At 46.2% G+C, this 19,723-nt stretch carries 18 protein-coding genes and 1 other RNA gene; 1 reads left to right on the top strand and 18 read right to left on the bottom strand.

What is annotated here, in order from left to right; all coding sequences use genetic code 11:
• From C1I60_RS07830 to C1I60_RS07805, 5 genes are all read right to left on the bottom strand, one after another.
• Positions 1–819 (bottom strand): SPFH domain-containing protein (locus C1I60_RS07830; protein ID WP_252361624.1); only part of this gene is annotated, 819 nt, incomplete at its 3' end.
• 19 nt (positions 820–838) lie between these two features.
• Entirely contained in the window at positions 839–1,630 is a 792-nt protein-coding gene (locus C1I60_RS07825; protein WP_137061217.1) for a TPM domain-containing protein, read from the bottom strand.
• On the bottom strand, positions 1,630–2,661 hold the full coding sequence (locus C1I60_RS07820) for a TFIIB-type zinc ribbon-containing protein (protein WP_137061216.1): 1,032 nt from the start codon (positions 2,659–2,661) through the stop codon (positions 1,630–1,632). The genes C1I60_RS07825 and C1I60_RS07820 overlap by 1 nt, the downstream gene beginning before the upstream one ends.
• A gap of 26 nt (positions 2,662–2,687) precedes the next feature.
• Positions 2,688–3,344, bottom strand: coding sequence for a PspA/IM30 family protein (locus C1I60_RS07815; protein ID WP_137061305.1), 657 nt, complete (start codon positions 3,342–3,344; stop codon positions 2,688–2,690).
• Positions 3,345–3,701: 357 nt separating this feature from the next.
• On the bottom strand, positions 3,702–4,280 hold the full coding sequence (locus tag C1I60_RS07805; protein WP_137061215.1) for a TetR/AcrR family transcriptional regulator: 579 nt from the start codon (positions 4,278–4,280) through the stop codon (positions 3,702–3,704).
• Positions 4,281–4,512: 232 nt separating this feature from the next.
• On the opposite strand from C1I60_RS07805, the gene C1I60_RS07800 reads away from it, so the two are divergent.
• Positions 4,513–5,739: an MFS transporter gene (locus C1I60_RS07800; protein ID WP_137061214.1), complete on the top strand. Its 1,227-nt coding sequence runs from the start codon at positions 4,513–4,515 to the stop codon at positions 5,737–5,739.
• 92 nt (positions 5,740–5,831) lie between these two features.
• On the opposite strand, the gene C1I60_RS07795 is transcribed toward C1I60_RS07800, so the two are convergent.
• The 13 genes from C1I60_RS07795 to secG form a co-directional block, all read right to left on the bottom strand.
• Positions 5,832–6,230 (bottom strand): DoxX family protein, encoded by a 399-nt coding sequence (locus tag C1I60_RS07795; RefSeq protein ID WP_137061213.1) that lies wholly within the window; start codon positions 6,228–6,230, stop codon positions 5,832–5,834.
• Positions 6,231–6,297: 67 nt separating this feature from the next.
• The gene (locus C1I60_RS07790; protein WP_137061212.1) at positions 6,298–6,525 is read right to left on the bottom strand and encodes a DUF896 domain-containing protein; all 228 of its coding nucleotides are present in this window, start codon (positions 6,523–6,525) and stop codon (positions 6,298–6,300) included.
• 337 nt (positions 6,526–6,862) lie between these two features.
• Positions 6,863–9,151, bottom strand: a complete 2,289-nt coding sequence (locus C1I60_RS07785) for an S-layer homology domain-containing protein (protein ID WP_252361623.1) — start codon at positions 9,149–9,151, stop codon at positions 6,863–6,865.
• 496 nt (positions 9,152–9,647) lie between these two features.
• Complete coding sequence (locus C1I60_RS24410) at positions 9,648–9,854, bottom strand: hypothetical protein (RefSeq protein WP_212734447.1); 207 nt, start codon at positions 9,852–9,854, stop codon at positions 9,648–9,650.
• A gap of 155 nt (positions 9,855–10,009) precedes the next feature.
• Positions 10,010–10,426 (bottom strand): DUF4280 domain-containing protein, encoded by a 417-nt coding sequence (locus tag C1I60_RS07780; RefSeq protein ID WP_134911626.1) that lies wholly within the window; start codon positions 10,424–10,426, stop codon positions 10,010–10,012.
• A gap of 15 nt (positions 10,427–10,441) precedes the next feature.
• Positions 10,442–10,948 carry a hypothetical protein gene (locus C1I60_RS07775; protein WP_137061304.1) on the bottom strand — a complete coding sequence of 169 codons (507 nt, stop codon included), beginning with the start codon at positions 10,946–10,948 and terminating at the stop codon, positions 10,442–10,444.
• A 14-nt stretch (positions 10,949–10,962) separates the two neighbouring features.
• Entirely contained in the window at positions 10,963–12,252 is a 1,290-nt protein-coding gene (locus C1I60_RS07770) for a pentapeptide repeat-containing protein (protein WP_137061210.1), read from the bottom strand.
• 74 nt (positions 12,253–12,326) lie between these two features.
• Entirely contained in the window at positions 12,327–13,742 is a 1,416-nt protein-coding gene (locus C1I60_RS07765) for a phage baseplate assembly protein V (RefSeq protein WP_137061209.1), read from the bottom strand.
• Positions 13,739–14,413 (bottom strand): hypothetical protein, encoded by a 675-nt coding sequence (locus C1I60_RS07760; protein WP_137061208.1) that lies wholly within the window; start codon positions 14,411–14,413, stop codon positions 13,739–13,741. The genes C1I60_RS07765 and C1I60_RS07760 overlap by 4 nt, the downstream gene beginning before the upstream one ends.
• Positions 14,414–14,965: 552 nt before the next feature.
• Positions 14,966–15,330: a transfer-messenger RNA gene (ssrA, locus tag C1I60_RS07755) on the bottom strand.
• A gap of 336 nt (positions 15,331–15,666) precedes the next feature.
• On the bottom strand, positions 15,667–16,146 hold the full coding sequence (smpB, locus tag C1I60_RS07750) for an SsrA-binding protein SmpB (protein WP_014279183.1): 480 nt from the start codon (positions 16,144–16,146) through the stop codon (positions 15,667–15,669).
• Between the two features lie 258 nt (positions 16,147–16,404).
• A complete protein-coding gene (gene rnr / locus C1I60_RS07745; RefSeq protein WP_137061207.1) occupies positions 16,405–19,032 on the bottom strand; it encodes a ribonuclease R in 2,628 nt (875 codons plus the stop codon).
• Positions 19,033–19,220: 188 nt separating this feature from the next.
• Positions 19,221–19,454 carry a preprotein translocase subunit SecG gene (secG, locus tag C1I60_RS07740; RefSeq protein ID WP_043922593.1) on the bottom strand — a complete coding sequence of 78 codons (234 nt, stop codon included), beginning with the start codon at positions 19,452–19,454 and terminating at the stop codon, positions 19,221–19,223.
• Positions 19,455–19,723 lie beyond the last annotated feature (269 nt).

Genomic DNA, 19,723 nt, shown 5'->3' with positions numbered 1-19,723 from the left:
ATTCGCTATATTCATCCCCATCATCATACCCGCCATATCCGAAGCAGCGCCGCCGCCTTTTACGTTGCCAGATGCAATACCGTCCGTCATTGTGACCTGTTGATACTTTTGCAAATTACCGATCATTTCATGAGAAGCCGTCTTCGTAATCATATCCTGAATTTCTTGAGGATAATTGAAGCTCATCACGTGAAAGCCTGTAATCGTCATCCCGTTGTCCATCACTTGCATATCCAGATCCTCTTGAATGCCTTTGGAAATATCGGAAGCATTCGCTTGCAGATTGAACATGTCTTTCCCTTCTCTGCTGATCCACTTCATTAACAACTGATCCAGCACAGAAGTAATCCGGATTTTAACATCCTCCACCAGATAGCTGTCTTTCATCCCGGCAACCTTATCTATGAGCGTAACATAATCGTCCACCTTAAAATTAAACGTGCCGTTGGCACGGATAGGCATCCCGCCCGGTAGCTGGGGAGTCGGGATCAACACCGGATTCTGCGTCCCCCATTTGACAGTAAACTCCTTCGTATTAACGAATAAAACCTCTACCCTCATACCACTGTTAAAGCCAAATTTAAACCCTTTTAACGTGGACAAGAACGGAATAATCTCAGAATCTATATTGTAGGATCCTTCATTCTCGAAAATCCCCTCGATCTTGCCGTTATTTACGAAAATCGCGTCTTGGCCGGAGCGGATCATTAACTTGCTTCCTTTTTTAATCTCACGGTTGCCCCATTTCCAAAAAATCATATCATCTCTAAATTCTTCCCACTCTACCACATTCGCAAATTGGTTTCTGAAGAATCCCATTCTATTCCCATCCCCTCAGTTAAAATGAACCTCTGCTGCCGCTATGCGAATGACCGCCACTGGTGGTTCCGCCCCCGCTTGAGCCGCTGCTACTGCTACTCTTTTCAATCTTCCGTTTCGTTGTTGTTGTGTGGAGGTATTGATCCCGATGCTCCAAAATCCCCGAAGTGCTGGCATCCTCATAGGTCTGCCGATTGACCGTAACACGGCCGCCGGAATTGGAAACCATCTTCCCCACGATAATCCCCGCCAATACCAGTGAAGCCACCAATTGAAACGCAATACTATAAAATATACTGTCCGGGTTCACCCCTGGTCGGATTCCCAAATACCTGTGCGCACTTAAAATATATTTTTGGAATGCAAGCTCATAGTTACTGCTCGTCAAGTACGGGCTAATCTCGTCACGTATTTTATCCAGTCTGTCGTCATCCAGATACCGCTCTGCTTTGTAAAATCCGGCCAAATAAATCTCTCTATTTCGCATGTCCAGCGTTAAAATAACCGCATTTCCATGAGACCTGTCATATCCAGGTCCATGATCATCATAAAAGTCCTGCGTCATTTTCATAACATCCATATTATCGGGGTTACTGGAGGTAAAAATAATAATATCCGTCTCTCTTTCGGCCCCGTATTGATTAGCCATCGTGTTCAGCTCATCATACTCTGTCTGATTAAGCAGACCCGCTTCATCATAAATCAATGGTTTCCATTCCGTTGTAGCCGCTTCGGCCTTTATTTCCACAGGAATGGCTAGAAAAGCAGCGAAGAAAAACAAGATTGCCAGGATCAGTCCAACCCTTTTCATTAAAACATCCCCCCCATAATCACCCAAGTGATTAGCTTCAATGAAAGGAAAGAGACACCGGAAATGCCTGCAAACCAGGCAGTCACTTTGAGCTTGCTAATCGGAGGCTTGCCAACTACCTTGCCCGTCTGACCGTTCATGGCAAACGTATGCTCCAACCTATTATAGTCATAGTGTATTACCCATACCGGGAGCAGGACGTAATCAGCTTGTTTTAATGTGGTATCAATTTGCTTATCCGTATAGTCCACAGCAGTATACTCTGACACCGATGACTGAATATAAGCATCAATATATTCCTTCACTTTTTCTTTCACTCGCGGGAAAAGCTCCTCGTCGTTATAACTGTATTTCTCCGCAATGTAGCCGGCGAGATACGGAGTTTTAAAGCTTTTTAGCTGATCGTATGGAAAAGGCTCCAATTTATCCATCAGCTCGTCGTTCATTTTCTCCGCGGCATCAATCGGAACCTTCACGTAATTGAGACGAATTTTCCGGTATACATCAAAATGCTGCGTTTCCGTATACTCGTAGTCCCCACTCGTATAGGTTCTCACTTTTTTGCCCTGACCCTGAACCTCAATTTCATTATGTAATTCATATAACCAAAAAGGCACATACATCCCGGTGATTCCCTTGATTCGATCTGCTGTCATGAACCGATTCGGCGTCAGACGGCCATTCTTACACCATTTTCGGAAGGCTTGCATAGCTTCTTCCTTACTGATCGAAAAAGGAATGACCTGCGCCGGGGCCAGTTCCCCAGTCAGTCGATCGCCGAGAACTACCGCTGATCCGCAAAAGCTGCAAACCGTGGCGCTTGTCTCCATTTCAGTCATAATGACTGCTCCGCAGCTGGTGCAATGATACTCCTGGGCCTCGTCTTCTAGAAAAACTTGATTCGTCAGAGGATCTGGAAAATACTCGATATTGTCCTTTCTTCCGCAACTATGACAGGATAACATTCCTGTTTCACTGTCAAAGACCATGCCACTGCCGCAGTTTGGGCATTTGTATTCGATAACCGGCATCTGCTCACCTCTATCATAAAGAACTGTTATTTCCGATCTTTCAGTTTTTCTTTGATTGCAGCCAATTCGTCCTCTGCACTCGTGCTTTTCTCATATTGTGCTAATAAATCATCCAGATCGTCCTGCGTCCCTGCTCTAAGCTCGGCTATAGCCATTGCTTCATCATAAGCCCGATTAACCTTCTCTTCCATAGCTTCGAATACGGAATCCTGACCGCCCATGGCGTTCAATGATTGCTGTACTTTGGCAACAACCATTTTCCCTTTTAGATTGATGCGCCGTGCTTCCAATTGGTCCATATCGGACACCAGTTTATCCTGCATTTGTTTCATACTTGCGGTGTTTGATGAAGCCAAGTCATAAGCGGTTTCGAATTGTCCCCGTTTCTCCACCTGCGTTACCTTTCTCTCCAGAAACTTTCGAGCGTTCTCGTCATTGCCAGCTTCCACTGCCTTCATAGCATAGTGCTGGAGCTTTTTGATCTCCGCTCTGCATTCATCCAAAGCTCTTTTCGCTCTTCTCTCATCCGCCAACACCGAAGCGGTTTCTGCTTTCACTCTGCCCAGGTCAATGTTCAGGTTCTGCATGTAATCGTCAATTGTCTTCTCCGGATCTTCCACCTTGTCTAATAAGGCGTTAACATTCATTTTCATAATATCCCTAAATCTCGACAGAATCCCCATCATGGTCTCCCTTCGAAAAGACTGCATTCCTACCATATAATACATCAAATTCGGAAAAAAGGGTTCAATTCCCTGACATTTGAGTGTTTGACCTACAGTCCATTTACAATCTAGTTCATGAAACAGAAAAAGCCCGCTCTCTGAGTAGGCTAATCAATTGGAGAGGAGTCTATCCTTCCGCATTATAATTCTTCATAAGCTTTGGGGTCCTGCCCCCATATCCGTCCTCACTGCTGAACTTCGAAATCACATTCATTTCCTCTTCCGACAACTCAAAATCAAAAATCTCCAAATTCTGAGTTTGGTGCTTTAAAGAAGAATGCCTTGGGACATCCTCTTTATTTCTTTAATCCTGATTCAGTACGAGCGAATTCCTTCGAACGCATTCATTACTAATTGTCGCACATAGGAATCGTCTAATGGATCACTAGTTACCAGCAATCGATAAAAAATCGGTCCGTAAATGAGATCTATACTTAATTCAATATCGAGATTTTTCTTCAATTCCCCGCGCTCCATCCCCCGCTCCAAAAGGAGCCTGGCTTCGAGTCGCCGAGGATGAAAATATCGGGTTCGATATGCCTCCGATAATCCTGAATCAAGCTGCCCCTCACCTATTAACTCTGTAATGATTTTACCCTCTCGACTTATTAAGAACCTTACTAAATTCGTGGCATGAATGAGAATATCATCTAGTACAGAACCCGTGTCGGGCACGGGCAATCTCGCTATGGTAGCTGATAAAAAACCATCCATCACCACGGCAGCCTTGTTAGGCCACCATTTATAAATGGTCGCTTTGCTAACTTTGGCTCGCTCGGCAATTTTTTCTACCGTAACTGCCCCAAAGCCATGCTCCAACAGTAGATCATAGGAAGCGTTAAGGATAGACTTTTGCGTCTCGACATTACGCGGACGTCCTCTTTTACTCTGCACTGGAATCCCCCCTTCCTCCATAGATGTAAGTAAACAAAAAATAAACTGTACGTTCAGTATATCAAATATTGAGAAAAAATAAAACGAATTTACCTATTTACAAAACCAAACGTTCAGTATATTATTTGATTATCAAATTAATGAACTATACGTTCAGTATTTATTTTCTCTGGTAGCACTGAAATAATGAGTGTTGTTGCAAATTACTAAACAAATCATGAGGAGGATTATCATGCAAAGAGAACAACAAACCATAGAAAGTAATCGTATTTCAAATTGGATGATGTTTCTGTTGGCGGCCGCATGCGGCCTGATCGTTGCCAATCTTTATTATGCTCAAACCCTGGTAGGCCCTATCCATGTTGCTATGGGCCTTTCTTCCACAGCAGCGGGCTTCATTGTCACTTTAACTCAAATCGGTTATGTTGTGGGATTACTGTTTATCGTACCGCTCAGTGACATTATTGAAAATCGACGCCTCATGGTCGTATCGTTAGTGATTACAGTCGGTGCATTGCTCGCAGCCGCATTCGCCCCCAATGCACCGTTGTTCCTGACCGCATCTCTGTTCATTGGAATTGGATCGGTGGTAGCCCAAATACTGGTGCCATATGCCACGTACTTAGCATCTGAAGAGCAGCGCGGCCGCGTTGTCGGGAATGTAATGAGCGGACTGTTGCTAGGCATTATGTTTGCACGACCAGTGGCAAGCTTTATAACCAGCATCTGGGGATGGCAAGCCATATTTATTTTGTCAGCGATTGTTGTGACGCTGTTGACGATTTTGCTCTCGCGAGTTCTTCCTGAACGCAAGCCTGCGCCTACGGTTGCTTACGGAAAATTAATTTTCTCTCTAGGCACTCTTTTAAAACAAACACCCGTATTACGCCGCCGCGCCCTATATCAAGCCTGTCTATTTGGAGCCTTCAGCCTATTCTGGACTGTCGTTCCTCTACGATTAGCGGATGATTTCGGAATGTCCCAGCAAGGTATTGCATTGTTTGCTTTAGTAGGCGTGGGCGGTGCAGTAGCAGCTCCGATAGCCGGAAGATGGGCTGATAAAGGCTGGAGCAAATTCTTAACCGGGCTAGCCATGATCATTGCCGCCTTGTCTTTTTTACTAATCTATCTTGTTCAAAACCATTCGACAATTGCTCTTATACTGCTCTTTCTTTCAGCGATTACACTGGATATGGCCGTATCGGGAAATCTTGTACTTGGGCAGCGTGTGATTTATTCCTTGGGAAGTGAAGCGAGGGGGCGTCTAAACGGACTCTTCATGTCTATTTTTTTCATAGGCGGTGCCATTGGATCATCTATAGGCGGTTGGTCTTATGCGCAAGGAGGTTGGAATTTCAGTGCTCTGATTGGAGTCGCGCTGCCGCTGCTAGCTTTGCTTTACTTTTTAACTGAGAAAGAAACGAATGAAGACGCACGAAAAAAAACTTCGACACAATAACCATACAACATAAAGTTAACCCCTGTTCGTCTGAGTAGTTAAAGATACACAAGACGAATAGGGGTTGTTGTGTTCTAAAGGTTCATAGTCTTTTATTTAAGTATTGCATCAATGGAATATGAGCCTGCCCCTGTCAATGCGATACCGACTACGACTGCAATCAGAACTAGCGGATATTCATAGCCATTAGCTGTTGCCCAAATCCCGTTTTGGCCGTGTACTTTGAAAATCGCCCCAAGCATAGTCAGGGTAATGAACAATGCAGCCAATGGAGTGAGTACTCCCAAAGCAAATAGGACTCCTCCCAGCAATTCCATCAACCCAGCGGACACGGCCATGAATACTCCTGGTTTAATTCCGACCGATTCCATCCAACCGCCAGTACCTTTTGGACCATAACCACCAAACCATCCAAAAAGTTTCTGAGCTCCGTGCCCAACCAACAACAGTCCAACCACCAAACGTACCAGTAACAATCCACTTGCCAACATAAAAATCACTCTCCATATCATATATTTTAAGATTATCAAATTTAAGATATTCAACAAAAAATTAAATTTATTGTTTAACTATTTGGGCCTGTTCTTTTTTCAGCTTTTCAGGAGTAATATCGTCTCCATGCGGATCATAAATAGTAGCATTCAGGAGAATGCTTTTTATAGAACCCCGGAAGATTTGAAGGTATTCTTTGCGAAGATCGTTTTGTTCAGTTATTTCAATTTCAGTTAACCCGACTTCTTTTGCTTTTTGAGCAAGCTGATTAATTCTTTTTAAAATTGCAATCATATCTATGCCTCCATATTTAATATTTTCTTAATCAGTTATATCTTTAATTTATTTATCTTGATATAAAGATATAATACTTTTCTATCCGTGTCAATACTTATTCAAAAGAAGAGAAGATCAACCCTTGGTTTGCCTTCAGAGATAAAATCCACCGCCGCAATACTTAGCCTATTTTAGGGAGGTAGTATGGACCCCAATCCATTTATGAGGTAGCATAGGCAACATCATATCAGCAGCTAAAACAAAAGGTTATCCTGAAACAGTCCTTTCCAACTGTTTCAGGATAACCTTTGACATATAGCTCCGCTGTTACACATGAATTATATCAGGTAAGACATTAGTCCAAGGAACCCACGAGATTCTTAACTTGTGGATGAAGGCTCAATGCATTCAGCATAATTGTTAGAGCCTCAGCGCGAGTGGCATTGCCCTGTGGATCAAATACGCCATCACTCTTGCCAGTGATAATACCCGCTTCTGCGACATCCTTAATTGCGTTCGTTGCATAGGAGCTTGCACTCGATAAATCTGTAAAGTTACCTTTGGAATCATCTTTATTCACACTACTCAAATTCACAATACGGGATAGGATGATAACTATTTCTTCACGGCTAATCGTTTGGTTCGGTTTGAAGGTTCCGTCGCCATATCCACCAATTACTCCCGCGCTGGCGAGCTTCTCAATAGCTCCCTTAGCCCAGTGACTGCTGATATCGCTCATAGCTGCGGAATGGTCAGCATCGCCGCTAATATCGAATACGCGAGAGACAAGCATTGCGAACTCCGCACGTGTAATATTACCATTAGGCTTGAACTGTCCATTCTCATAACCTTTGATAAACTGCAATTTCACGAACGTATTGATCGCCTTTTCAGCCCAGTGCCCTTTAATATCAGCTAATTCAGTCTTAACATTTGCTTGCTTTGCTTCCGCTACCTTGGACTCAATAGCCTTAACTGAGCTTGCTACATTAACAATGCTGCTCTTGAATACATCAACAGTAGGCTGCGCAGGTTCAGGAGTTGGTGCCGGAGCAGGCGACGTGGTCTGTGTTGGCGATATAGTCGATGTAGAAGACTCAGATGATGTATCCGTTACGGATTTATCTCTGTTTCTGGATGGCGCTGTTGGCGTGACTTCCTTGGAGACAGCGGAAGCTGCACTGCTACCTGCACCATTTTCAGCTTTCACCGTAAACGTATACGTGGTGTCATTTGACAGCCCCGTTACCGTGATCGGACTTGCCGTCCCTATTGCGGTAATATTCCCTGGTGAGGCTGTGACCTCGTAGCGTGTTATTGGGCTTCCTCCATTTTCGACAGGGGTATTGAAGCTGACGGTCGCTTGTTTATCACCTGCTGTCACAGTTACATCCGTTGGCGATGACGGCACGGTTTTGGGCGTTTCGCTCACTTCATTGGAAGCAGTGCTTTCTCCTGCTGGATTCGTTGCTTGGACGACAAAATAGTATGTGGTGCCATTCGCCAATCCTGTTACATCATAGCTGTATACCGAACCACTTACCGTGGTTTCTTCTGCCCCATAAGCCCCGGAAGTCGTACTTTTGAATATTTTGTACCCCGTGGAATCGATCATCGGATTCCAAGTTAAACTTACTCGCGAATCTCCCGCTGTGGCGGGCAGCAATACCGGCACTCCAGGTACTGAAACTTGAGGCGTTGCACTCGCTTCATTGGAGTTGTCGCTGTTGCCTCCTGCGTTGCTTGCCTTGATTACAAAATAATACGTCACACCGTTCGTTAAACCTGTTTCCGTGTAGCTATAAGTCGCCCCGCTCACGGTCGCAACCGGAGTTGACTCGTAGGACCCCAATGTTGTTCCCTTGTAAACATCGTAGGTGACAGCTCCGGCAACACTGTTCCAGCTTAACGCTACTTGTCTGTTAATGGCTGTCGCTGTGAGTCCTGTTGGTGCCGCAGGCGGGTTAATATGTGGCTTTGCGCTCACTTCATTCGAGAAAGAGCTTTCCCCGTGTTCGTTATTAGACTTAACCGCAAAGTAATAAGTTGTACCATTGGTCAGCCCTGTTACTGTTGCAGTTGTGCCGTTGACTGTCGCTACCGGAGCTGCATCGTATATACCTGGCGATGTTCCTTGATACACTTTATAACTCGTTGCATTCAACACGCTGCTCCAGTTTAACGTTACTTGCTCATCACTTGCTGTAGCTGCAACGTCGGTTGGCGCATCCAGCGTGGTATTGTATAGTTGGAATTCTGTAATGTCAGGAAAAAAAGACCACGAATTAATCGTAACCTTCACATATCTTGCACTGACAACTTGAGGCAATGTTTTATTGATAGTTACACTAGTATTTCCAGATACTGTATCCAATACAGTCCAAGTTGAATCATCATTGCTTGTTTCTAATGTGATCGCACTGTTGTACCGATCTGACAATGTCTGTACCATATAACTATTAAATTGTGTTACCGAGCCTAAGTCAACCTTGAGCCAAGGAGAACCGCTTGCGGTTGAAGGTCCCCACTCACTACGTGGATTCCCGTCGACTGCATAACTTGGAAGAGAACCGAACCATATACTGCTAGCTGTTGCCGTTTTATTTAACGCCAAGTTAGTAGCGGCTGCATGTACAGGGGTCACTCCTGCAATAAGAAATAATACCAATAACGAAGAAATACACCGTCTAATCATCTGCTACTTTCACTCGCCTCTCGTTATATTCGATGATGAAGTTCATACGAGTTTCAATCGTCTCTCAACGCTTCTGCTACAGCTCCAATAATCTTCTATATCTTTCCTGCGCTATTTACCGTCGCTACTTACGTGTTGCTGCTCGTCCTGATTATAAATCGTGACTGAAACGCTCGATTTACCAGAACTCCGAACAGTATCGCTTGATTCACTCGCCCATATTGCCTCTCCCTCCTCATTGCAATAACATTCTATCAAACCGTTCTCACAAAATTCTCACAAAACCGCGAATGCTGTCGAAAAAACAAAAAGAGACTATCCCCTAATAGATTGTTCAACTGGGAATAGTCACTTTCTTATTTATCCAGTATTCAGTTTTCAGTAAAAACGGTCGGACAAGAACAACTTTGCCCACTATTTTACCCCCATACTTCGACTTGCCGACCTACTCCAAATATGACGCCTTCTGGCTTCTCAGCTCCTGCGGCGGCTCCAGCCCCAGCTCCTTGCGATAAGAAGCCTCGAACTGCGCGTAATGCCTGACGATTTTCTCCTTTCCCGGTAAAATACATCCCATTCCACCCTGTACGATTTGCCTTCCGGCATCCCGAAAAAGCCTCGGAGAAGCTGAGGCGACCTCTGGCACTATCACCGACCCAAAGCGGGAGGCGAGGCGCTTTAAAAACGCCAATCCGTTTCCATGTATTGCAATACGCTCAAGTCCTTTCAGTTCTCCTTTCCGACAACATAAAATTGCGAGGGAGTATCCGAAATATGGCGTCATGCAACAAGTCAAAGAGCAGGCCATTAATCCAGCTCCTGCCCATCATTTTCAATTCGGATATGACCACAATACAGACACTGATGGGTACAGTTCTGTGTCAAGGCAGGTTGGCCCTCAATCCTCATGTCGCTTTTTCCGTTCAGCCACGGCATGGTCAGGACAGGAACACACGGGGCTTTCTTCACACCATAGATGTCCACCATGTCACTGGCTTGCACAGCCGGGTTTAATAGACTGGAGCAGTTCCCAAAAGATTGGATGTTCACACCCGGTACATAATCTCCAATGTTCATTTGTGCTTTGTTTTTCACGTAGACCCCATGGCTAAAAGGCCGTTTCAAACGCGTAGGCTGCGTGCCATAACTACAGCTTAAAATTGCTCCTGCCACGACATAGCTCTTTTTCGCGCCGGTTCCCGGCTTCACTTGGGCTTCTTCCACCTTGCTCCATCCTCCTTAGTGCTCCATCTCGATTCGTTGTACTCGAATGCCTGTAAAAGATCGGCGTAGCAGACTTTCCGCCACAGCCAGATGGATATAGATATGGGGTTCGATCAGTCCCGCAATCCGAAAAACGGGCGATGGGATATCCCCCTGTTTGAGCACCAAATGCTTCAACGTATCATTGGGGTACCATTCCGTTTGTACGGACAGGCAATCCACCATCGGCGGATGAAGCACCCAGTACACGTCCTGTCTGGCCTGCTGGAAATCGGTAAGGATGGCCGCTTTCCATTCCAGTCCCGGCATATATTTCTCCAATAATGCTTTCAGCCGATCCGACACCAGCGGCAGAGGAAATTCCAAAAAATCCGGGTATATCGTTCGTTGATCAGTATGTACAGACAGAAAAAGAGGATCATCCTGCTGTTTCTGTCCCTGGGTCCCTGTCAGGATGTCTTCTACTTGCAAGGGAGAGAGCGCAGCAGGTTCTATCCGATGTTTTACCCGCTCATCCATCATCAGTCGGAAATATCTCAATGCAACCACTCCCTTTTCCTGCCATCCCTCGCCTGTGCAGATGTAGAAGGCTCCCCCCATGAAGGAGACTCAAGGGCTACACATTCCAATCCAATGGCCTGCCTACGCTGTTCGTCGGTAAACATCACGCCTTGTACATTCGCGCCCGTAAAATCGGCCCGGTTCAAATAGGCTCCCTCAAAGGAAGCACCTGACACGTCCGCTCCCGCAAAATAAGCATCTGTTAGATCCGCTCCGTTCAAGGATGCTCTTTGCAGCAGGGCATCTTGAAATACAGCTCCTCGCAGCTGTGCATCTTGAAAACGAGATCCTTGCAAGCTCGTCCCTGTGAAATCTACACCTGCAAACCCCAATGGCTCCCAATCTAAAGAAGCATCCGAGCCGTATCCGGCGTTGCCCATAACAACATCCAATATCGTTCCCTTCATCGAGCATCCACTAAAATCGGCTCCATGAAGCAAGCTGTATGTCAAGTCGATTCCATTGAGTTGACTTTCCTCCCACATTGTTCCAACCAAGACACAGCCATGCAAGCGACTATGTTCCATCTTGATCTGACGAAAGGCCGTATACCGAAAATCCAACTGGCTATAATCTCCGTCCGATAGCTGGATGCCCTCCAACGCCTGATAGCTGTAGGCTTGTTCTTCTTTTTCCTCCAGCCACGACTTGATTACGTTCGCATCCATCCGTCTGCGGTCTTCTTTATACACAGACACACTCTGATCCAGGTACTCTCCAACACGAATCTCGAATGTTTCTTCCCGCTCCAGTTCCTGAAACTCCGGTAAACACACCGCCTGTTTCATCGCCAAACGAATCATATTCACCACTAGCTCATGAATATGTACCGCTGCCTCCAGCATGATCTGCTCCCATTCCAGCTCTGTTAGAGAAATTTGTTGTTTCTCTACCTCCGTTCTCAAATGCTGCTGCAAATCACACCAATAGGAGAACGTCCACTCTGTATCATATTCGAATCGGATCGGTTCAGGATCAAGTACCCATAAGGCGTCCGCTGCCTCCACGAGATAAATAGGCTGCTCCTCCAGCCATGTGGTACGTAGCACGGAGTACGTGATATAACCGATCTTTCCTTTTCTTCCTTGAAGCTGCTCTTGCCGAATGTCCCGACAATATCCCTGAAACTCCTCTACACAGGCTTGAATCCGTTGTTCTTGCGTCGCCTTGAACTTCAGCGCCCAATCTCTGCGGATCAGAAACCACGCCTGATCCAAAATGGCTTGCCACTGCTGCGAGTCTAGCTCATCTATAGGCTTCTCCATTTGCTTTCATCCACCACCTAAAGCTCTTCATTTCATATCATCATGTTGCCGCCATTCAGCAGCCGCCCTGTAGCCTAATTCGACTTCACTTCGCTGCCCTTCATATCCGCTGATCCGCTCAATTGAATATGACTACCATTACAATCCATACGCAGCTCACTGCTTGCGGACAGACTCATCGTTTTCCCTGCCGAAAGGCTCAGATTGCCACCCGCCGAGATATTTACCTGCTTACTGCTCACGATATGAATACCTTCCTTGTCATCCAGCTTGATAAAAATAGCGCCGTCCTTCCCCGTCACGACCAGTTCATCCGGCCCCAAACGAATCTCCTTGCCATGAGGCGTTCGCCATATTTTCATCTGGGGATTGGAAAACTTGTTATGTCCGCTCCCTCTGCCTGCACGCCTGATCGCACTCCCCGCAATCCCATCTTCTTCACGACTGCCCGGAAAATACAACGATACGGAGTCTCCTTTTTCTGGCATCACGTACCAGCCTGTATGCCCTCCGCCACTATACACCGTCGAATAGTTGAACCAATGCGCCTTATCTTTATCCTGCTTCTCATCGCAATCCAGATGGATTCGCACCTGATCCTGACGCACGTCTACAACCACACCGCTTAACGAGGCTCCCGCCAGCTTTTCCTGGTAGTAGCTTTTTTGCCGTAAGCCTGTGTACGAGGCAAGTACATATTGATGCCGCAGCAGCCCTTGCCTCATTTCGGTATACGCCTCAATGATGTACAAGCTGTGTCCCTGAAAGGTCATCTGAGCTCCCAAATCCAGTACCTCGTCCGTTTCTACCTCATAGAAAATAAAATCATTTTCCGTCACCTTCGCCTGCTCATTTTCCTGAAAATAACGGAAAGGCAGCATTTGCTTGCGCACAGTATAACGGGTATGATCCAGCACCACCTGTGCAGGGCTATCCTCAATGCCAAAATAAAATTTTGGACTGTCAAAACGTGCCACAGGCATCAGGCTCGTATGATACCGGGAGGCCATACGTCTCAAGAACGCCCAGTCCGTCTCCTGATACTGGATGGCCAGCCTTCCGATTGGCTCTCCACCTGTCGCTCCATCAATCACATCCAGCCCTTCGTAGTCCTTGCCGATCTGCTCCAGCATCTGAGGAATGGTCATTTTTGTATATTGAAAAGAACGGGTACGCTGCTGGATATCCATCCGGTAGGTATGAGAAATCGCCTCCACCTCCAGATAGTACACGTCCCGCACGACCTTCACTTCGACCGACAGGGCAATCCCGCTGAACAGCGGCTTGCTTTCGCCCGTTTCATCCCGCTGGCTCACCTCGATGACGGTGTTCTTTTCAGTCGTTTCCACATAGCTGTCCTGCATCTCCTCGGGGATGATTCCTGTAAAATAGAGCCGGGTATGCTCGTTGATTTTTTTCGTGAGGGTAAGCTGCTCCAGATCGACCATAACATAGGGATATATTTGAATATTATCGTAGCCCAAACTCATAACGAATCCGCTCCTTTCTCATACGTGGGATGTGAGGGAATCGGCAGCCTATGGAGAGATTGCACTGTATTTTCTGCCACAGGCAACCACGCTTCCATATCCGATTCCATACAGTTAAATGTGCCCATTATCACCTGTCCTTTATGGATAAACAGCAGTATTTCATTGTACAAATTCATATCCACACCTGCTGCTACAAAACGAATAATTCCGATAGACAGCCCGGAACGATTCACGATCATTTCGGTACCGATCCAATTACGAACGGGTTGTACAGACCGCAGTACATCCGCCATTTGTTCTACAAATTCGGGAAGCTCGTCCACCTCCAAATCCGATTCTGTCGGATTAAAGGTGGTATTCACCGTTCCGTCCAAAGAGGTGTAAATAATCTGAGGACGATGTTCCGAAGGATATTTAAATCGGGATTGCTCAAGTGCCATCAAGCTAAAAGATTTGGGGATGCTAAACGCCATTTGTCCATCCAAAATCGTTTTCCATTCCAACGGGATCAGTTCATCACCCATCCGCAGCACCCTGTTTTGTTCAGCAACATAGTTATCCTGATCGGGTACAGCAGTATGAGATAGGTTCATATTTTCGTTATTAGATGCTACATCGTGGTTAAGCTTATTTTTGAGACTTAGGATATGCTCGTCCATATAATTCATAGAGGTAGTCCCTTCTTCTTAAAAAGATGAGAGTTTACTTCAAAATACGAAAGTAAGAGGGTATATTTAACAATAGCCCATCTTATGTATGTATCGGCCAGAATAGAGATTATGTTTACAGAAAGAACCATCCCAAGCGTAATTTTCAATGTATATTTCTGAAATTAATATGGAAAAGAGGATGATGTTCCTTTTCTTTTTAAGGACAAATTATCACCCCCTTTGAACCTAAAAAGCGACGGTACCGACGAAAGCGTCATTCTACGCCAACGTCGGTACCGTCGCTATTTTCTATAGAAATGGAGCAAATTCCATGTCAACCTGCTTGCCAAGCCTTCTTTCTACCTGCTCTATTCCCCTTCAAATTTAGCTTGTACAAATGAAAGGTCAATACCAAATGATTTGTATCCAGTGCATAAAATTTATAAGCCGAGTTTGTAGACATGATGTCTACAAGTCTAGTACAATTTGACTCTTAATAATTTCATGTCTACATTTGGTCTATATTTAACTCAATAAAAAGCAAAAACCCGCTCAGTGAGCGGGTTTTTTAGATGGAGGCGAGGGGAGTCGAACCCCTGTCCGAAGATAACGACACATAAGCTTCTACGGGTGTAGTGACAGTTTTGATGTCACCCTAGGAACTCCCCGTCACCGGATTCCCTTCGGGTCAGCCTGATTATCTTCTTCAGCTCACCGCAGGCGGAGATGAGACAGCGTATTCCACTATTTGTTAGCCCCTATCCCAGTCACATGGACGATGCTGAGTAGAAGCACGCACACAGTTTCTTAGGCTGCGAAAGCGTAGTTGTTTTGTTGTTTGCCGTTTAATAGGCTTTAGCGTTGATGAAGCGGACGCGTCCCCACTACCCGCTACCCATGCTCGAACTATCCCCGTCGAATCCATAAACGCCCCCTTATTATAAAAGGGCTCCACGGACAAATCCGGAAATACCGGAGCATAAGCATGCATGTAACTATATCGGAAGCTGAATCCTGAGATTCAACAGTCGAGCAAGCTCAGAAGTACAAAAACATTAAAACTTACTACTTCATTAGTATACCATATTACACATCATAACGGAACGGAATGAAGCTATTTAAGCTCCACAAAATAGCACCATTGCAGGAACAAGTAGCTTATTCACGTAATTTGTACCATACCTAATAATTCAAGTAACAATGGCAAACTCCAGCTCCAGCCTAATCATACGATGGCTTCACTTCGTCTACCGACTCCAAGCTACGCTAAATTATCTCGCAATTTTCTGCTTCTCACGCAAAGCGCGTTGGATATCACGCTGAGCATCACGTTTGGCCGCAGCATCACGTTTGTCGTACTGCTTTTTACCTCTACCGAGTCCAAGCAGCAGCTTGGCATAACCGTTGCGAACATAAATCTTTAATGGCACAATCGTGTAGCCTTCCTGTTTGGACAGACCAATGAGCTTGCGAATCTGCTCTTTGTGCAACAGTAGCTTACGTGTGCGTGTCGGATCGGTCGGATTGTTACGATTGCCTTGTTCAAAAGGACTAATATGCATGTTGTGGATGTGAATTTCAGCATTACGAATAGTTGCAAATGCATCGCTGATATTAGAGCGACCATTGCGCAAAGACTTAATTTCCGTTCCCGTTAACACCATGCCCGCCTCGTAGGTGTCCTCGATAAAATAGTCATGGGAAGCTTTTTTGTTCTGGGCGAGCACTTTCCCGTCTGCCTTCTTACCCATGAATACCACTCCTTGTTTCTAATATAATCTATTCTGCAAAAAAGAAAGCTCCACCAGCCCGTTCACTAAATAGCTGCAAATGAGCGGCTTAGAACTATATTGTAACAAAATCCAGACGGAAAAAGCAAGAAAGGTCAAGTCTTTAAAACGAAGCGGCCTCCGTCCAAAACATCAGACAGAAACCGCCGCAAATCCAAGCCTCAAATCAGCTTGCACTGACTCAAAAGCCCTACTATCCAACAAGCAAGCTACCGCCACTTACTTCTTCTTTTTCCGCACAAATCCAGCGGTGCTATTACCGCCACCACCACTGCCCTTGCTCTTTCGCTTACGACGTACAGCGCCGTCACCGCTCGGGCTGGCATCACTTCCTGGGGTAGCTGCTCCACCGATAAAAATACCGCTGGCTGACGTCTTTTTCTTACGTTTACCCGCACCCGCTGCTGGCGAGTTGTAGCCCCCCTTGCCGCTGCCAAAACCGAAACTGCTGGCTGAGCCCGCTCCTGCGCCGTTTCCGCCGCTACGGCCCGTACGACCTGTGGTACTAATAGCCCTGCCGCCTATGCCTGAACCAGCTTCTTTAGGCTTCCCAGCGGCGTCACGACCGCCTTTACGCTCCCTGCCAGCCTTGTCCTTGCCACCCTTACGGTCGCGCCCCTCATGGGGCTTCCCTTTACCTCGGCCCTCACCGCCACGCGCAAAGCCAACACCTGGCTTTGAACCACCCGTGCGCTCACGACGTTGCTGCTGCTTCATATCGACGAGTTCAAAATCAATCGTGTAATCTTCCATATTCACGCGCGCGACGCGAACCTTAATCTCATCTCCGATGCGGAACACCTTGGAGGTACGTTCACCGATCAACGCCATATGCTGCTCGTCAAAATGATAATAGTCGTCCGTAAGCGCACTCAGGCGCGTCAGACCTTCCACCGTATTGTCCAGCTCAATGAACATACCAAAACTGGTTACGCTGCTGATGATCCCCTCGAATTCCTCGCCGACCTTGTCCAGCATGTATTCAGCCTTTTTCATCTGCTCCGTATCACGCTCAGCATCCACAGCCACACGTTCACGTTCTGAAGATTGCTGCGCAATATCTGGCATCCGTGCAGTCAAATACTCCTGACGCTCGGCTGTTAAAGCCCCACCGTTTTCCAATACCTCACGAATGACACGATGAATCACCAAGTCAGGGTAACGGCGAATCGGCGATGTAAAATGAGAATAATACTCCGCCGCCAGTCCAAAATGTCCTGTCGACTCCGCATCATACTTCGCCTGCTTCATCGAACGCAGCATCATCGTGCTAAGCACCGTTTGTTCCTTCGTGCCCTGAATGTCTTCCAGCAACGTTTGCAGCGCACGCGGATGAATGGAGTTCCCCCGACCTTTAATCTGGTGTCCAAAATTGGCGGCAAAAGCCATAAAGTTTTGCAGCTTTTCCGGGTCCGGGTCCTCATGAATCCGATATAGGAACGGCACTTTGAGCCAGTGAAAATGCTCGGCTACCGTTTCATTGGCTGCCAGCATGAACTCTTCAATGATCTGCTCGGCAATCGTGCGCTCTCTTTTAACGATATCTACGGCCTTGCCTTCATCATTCACAATTACTTTGGCTTCATCAAAATCAAAATCAACCGCACCCCGGCGCATCCGGTTAGCTCGCAACTTCAAAGCCAGTTCCTTCATCGTGCGGAAGTCTTCAACCAGATCCTTGTACCGTTCCATCAGTTCAGCATCTTCCTCTTCGAGGATTTTGCGAACGTTAGTGTACGTCATTCGTTCCTTCGTTTTAATGACACTGGTGAAAACATCATGTTTTACGACCTTCATATGCTCATTAAATTCCATCTCACAGGACAAAGTCAGCCGATCCACCTGCGGATTCAAGGAACAAATCCCGTTTGAAAGCCGATGCGGAAGCATAGGAATAACACGGTCGACCAAATACACGCTACAACCGCGGTTATACGCCTCCTGATCCAGCTTGGAGCTCTCACGCACATAATACCCTACGTCGGCAATATGAACGCCCAGACGGTAGTTGCCGTTCGCCAGACGCTCTACATTAACCGCATCATCCAGATCCTTGGCATCCTCGCCATCAATCGTAACAATCGTTTTATCGCGCAGATCGCGCCGCCCCTGACGTACAATTTCTTCTTCCGTAATCGCATCGGGGGCCTTTTCCGCTTCCTCTGTCACTTCATCGGGAAAAGCTTCAGGAAGCTGATGCTTACGAATGACCGACAAAATATCGACACCCGGATCATCCTTGTGCCCCAGCACCTCCAACACTTCGCCTTCCGCCGCAGCTCGTCCTTCCGGATAGCTCACAATGCGCACAACGACTTTTTGACCGTTTACGGCTCCGTTGGAGCTGGCTTTTGGAATAAAAATATCCCGGTTAATGCGCTTATCATCCGGCAAAACAAAACCGTATGCTTCATGGCTCTGGAACACGCCTACCACCTGTAGCACTGCACGCTTCACGATCCGCACGACTTCGCCTTCCAAACGGCCACCCGAAGGTCCCTTCGACGTTACTCTTACCAGTACCGTGTCTCCATTCATTGCACTCTTCAAGTCATTAGCATGAATGTACACATCCGGGTGCTCCCGGTCTTCCGGGATCAGAAAAGCAAATCCCTTGGCATGAGCCTGCAAACGTCCGCGCTGCAAATCCATCCGTTCCGGCACACCATAGCGGTTCGTACGGGTCAGCAGAATTTTTCCGTCTTCCTCCAGCGCGTTCAAAAGCTTAAGGAATTCGCGAAAATCCGCTGCATCCTTAATTTCAAAATGCTGCTCAAGCTCCTGGTAAGTCATAGGTTTGTATGCGGTCTCGCGCATAAAATCAAGTAATTGTTGCTCTGTTATCATAATATCGTCCACCTCGGGTGACCTTTAATTTTCAGTAATAATCCGCATGTTCCTTGTTCCTGATACAAGGCTCTTTATATACTCATACCCTAGTATACACGAATTCAATCGACGGCATCCCTGCCTATCTAAAATCCAAAAAAAGCCCCCGTTTCCCGTGAAACGAAGGCTTAAGGTTATTATTTAGCTTATTTTGCAAAAAATGCAACCAAAACAGAAACGATCATAAAGCCCGCACCCAAAACAGCAGTCACGCGCTGTAAAATCAAATCCATACCGCGAGCTTTTGTCTTGCCGAACAGATGCTCAGCACCGCCAGAGATGGCACCGGACAAACCTGCACTTTTCCCCTTTTGCAGTAAAACAACCGCAATAACAGCAATCGAGAACACAACGAGCAGCACTTTCAAAAAGATTTCCATGAAAAATCCCACCTCCTGAGCTAATACATCCGTTTTGCAAAACAACACAGCCTCTTTTATGAAAACATGATCATATCATGTTATGAATAGCCGGAAATTAACGCAAAACACTATTTTTATTCTACCACAGCTTCCAGTAGATAACAACCAGCTATACCGATCACTTCATTAAGCCTTGCAAAAGAGTAAAACCGACATCGCATGGGCAAAAACAAAAAAACAGACCTGCTCACGTTAGCAAACAGATCTGTTTTGTAATTACGTAAAAG

The organism is Paenibacillus terrae, assembly GCF_005217525.1.
In the GTDB taxonomy this organism is placed as follows: domain Bacteria; phylum Bacillota; class Bacilli; order Paenibacillales; family Paenibacillaceae; genus Paenibacillus; species Paenibacillus terrae_C.
Note: the sequence above shows the minus strand (reverse complement) of the source record. Positions and strands in the feature narration are given on the sequence as shown.

Excerpts from the sequence above, each read along its gene's own strand:
- C1I60_RS07825 (WP_137061217.1), bottom strand. The coding sequence starts at position 1,630 with ATGAAAAGGGTTGGACTGATCCTGGCAATCTTGTTTTTCTTCGCTGCT.
- C1I60_RS07820 (WP_137061216.1), bottom strand. The coding sequence starts at position 2,661 with ATGCCGGTTATCGAATACAAATGCCCAAACTGCGGCAGTGGCATGGTC.
- C1I60_RS07815 (WP_137061305.1), bottom strand. The coding sequence starts at position 3,344 with ATGGGGATTCTGTCGAGATTTAGGGATATTATGAAAATGAATGTTAAC.
- C1I60_RS07800 (WP_137061214.1), top strand. The coding sequence starts at position 4,513 with ATGCAAAGAGAACAACAAACCATAGAAAGTAATCGTATTTCAAATTGG.
- C1I60_RS07795 (WP_137061213.1), bottom strand. The coding sequence starts at position 6,230 with ATGTTGGCAAGTGGATTGTTACTGGTACGTTTGGTGGTTGGACTGTTG.
- C1I60_RS07790 (WP_137061212.1), bottom strand. The coding sequence starts at position 6,525 with ATGATTGCAATTTTAAAAAGAATTAATCAGCTTGCTCAAAAAGCAAAA.
- C1I60_RS07775 (WP_137061304.1), bottom strand. The coding sequence starts at position 10,948 with ATGATGGATGAGCGGGTAAAACATCGGATAGAACCTGCTGCGCTCTCT.
- C1I60_RS07770 (WP_137061210.1), bottom strand. The coding sequence starts at position 12,252 with ATGGAGAAGCCTATAGATGAGCTAGACTCGCAGCAGTGGCAAGCCATT.
- C1I60_RS07765 (WP_137061209.1), bottom strand. The coding sequence starts at position 13,742 with ATGAGTTTGGGCTACGATAATATTCAAATATATCCCTATGTTATGGTC.
- C1I60_RS07760 (WP_137061208.1), bottom strand. The coding sequence starts at position 14,413 with ATGAATTATATGGACGAGCATATCCTAAGTCTCAAAAATAAGCTTAAC.
- smpB (WP_014279183.1), bottom strand. The coding sequence starts at position 16,146 with ATGGGTAAGAAGGCAGACGGGAAAGTGCTCGCCCAGAACAAAAAAGCT.
- rnr (WP_137061207.1), bottom strand. The coding sequence starts at position 19,032 with ATGATAACAGAGCAACAATTACTTGATTTTATGCGCGAGACCGCATAC.
- secG (WP_043922593.1), bottom strand. The coding sequence starts at position 19,454 with ATGGAAATCTTTTTGAAAGTGCTGCTCGTTGTGTTCTCGATTGCTGTT.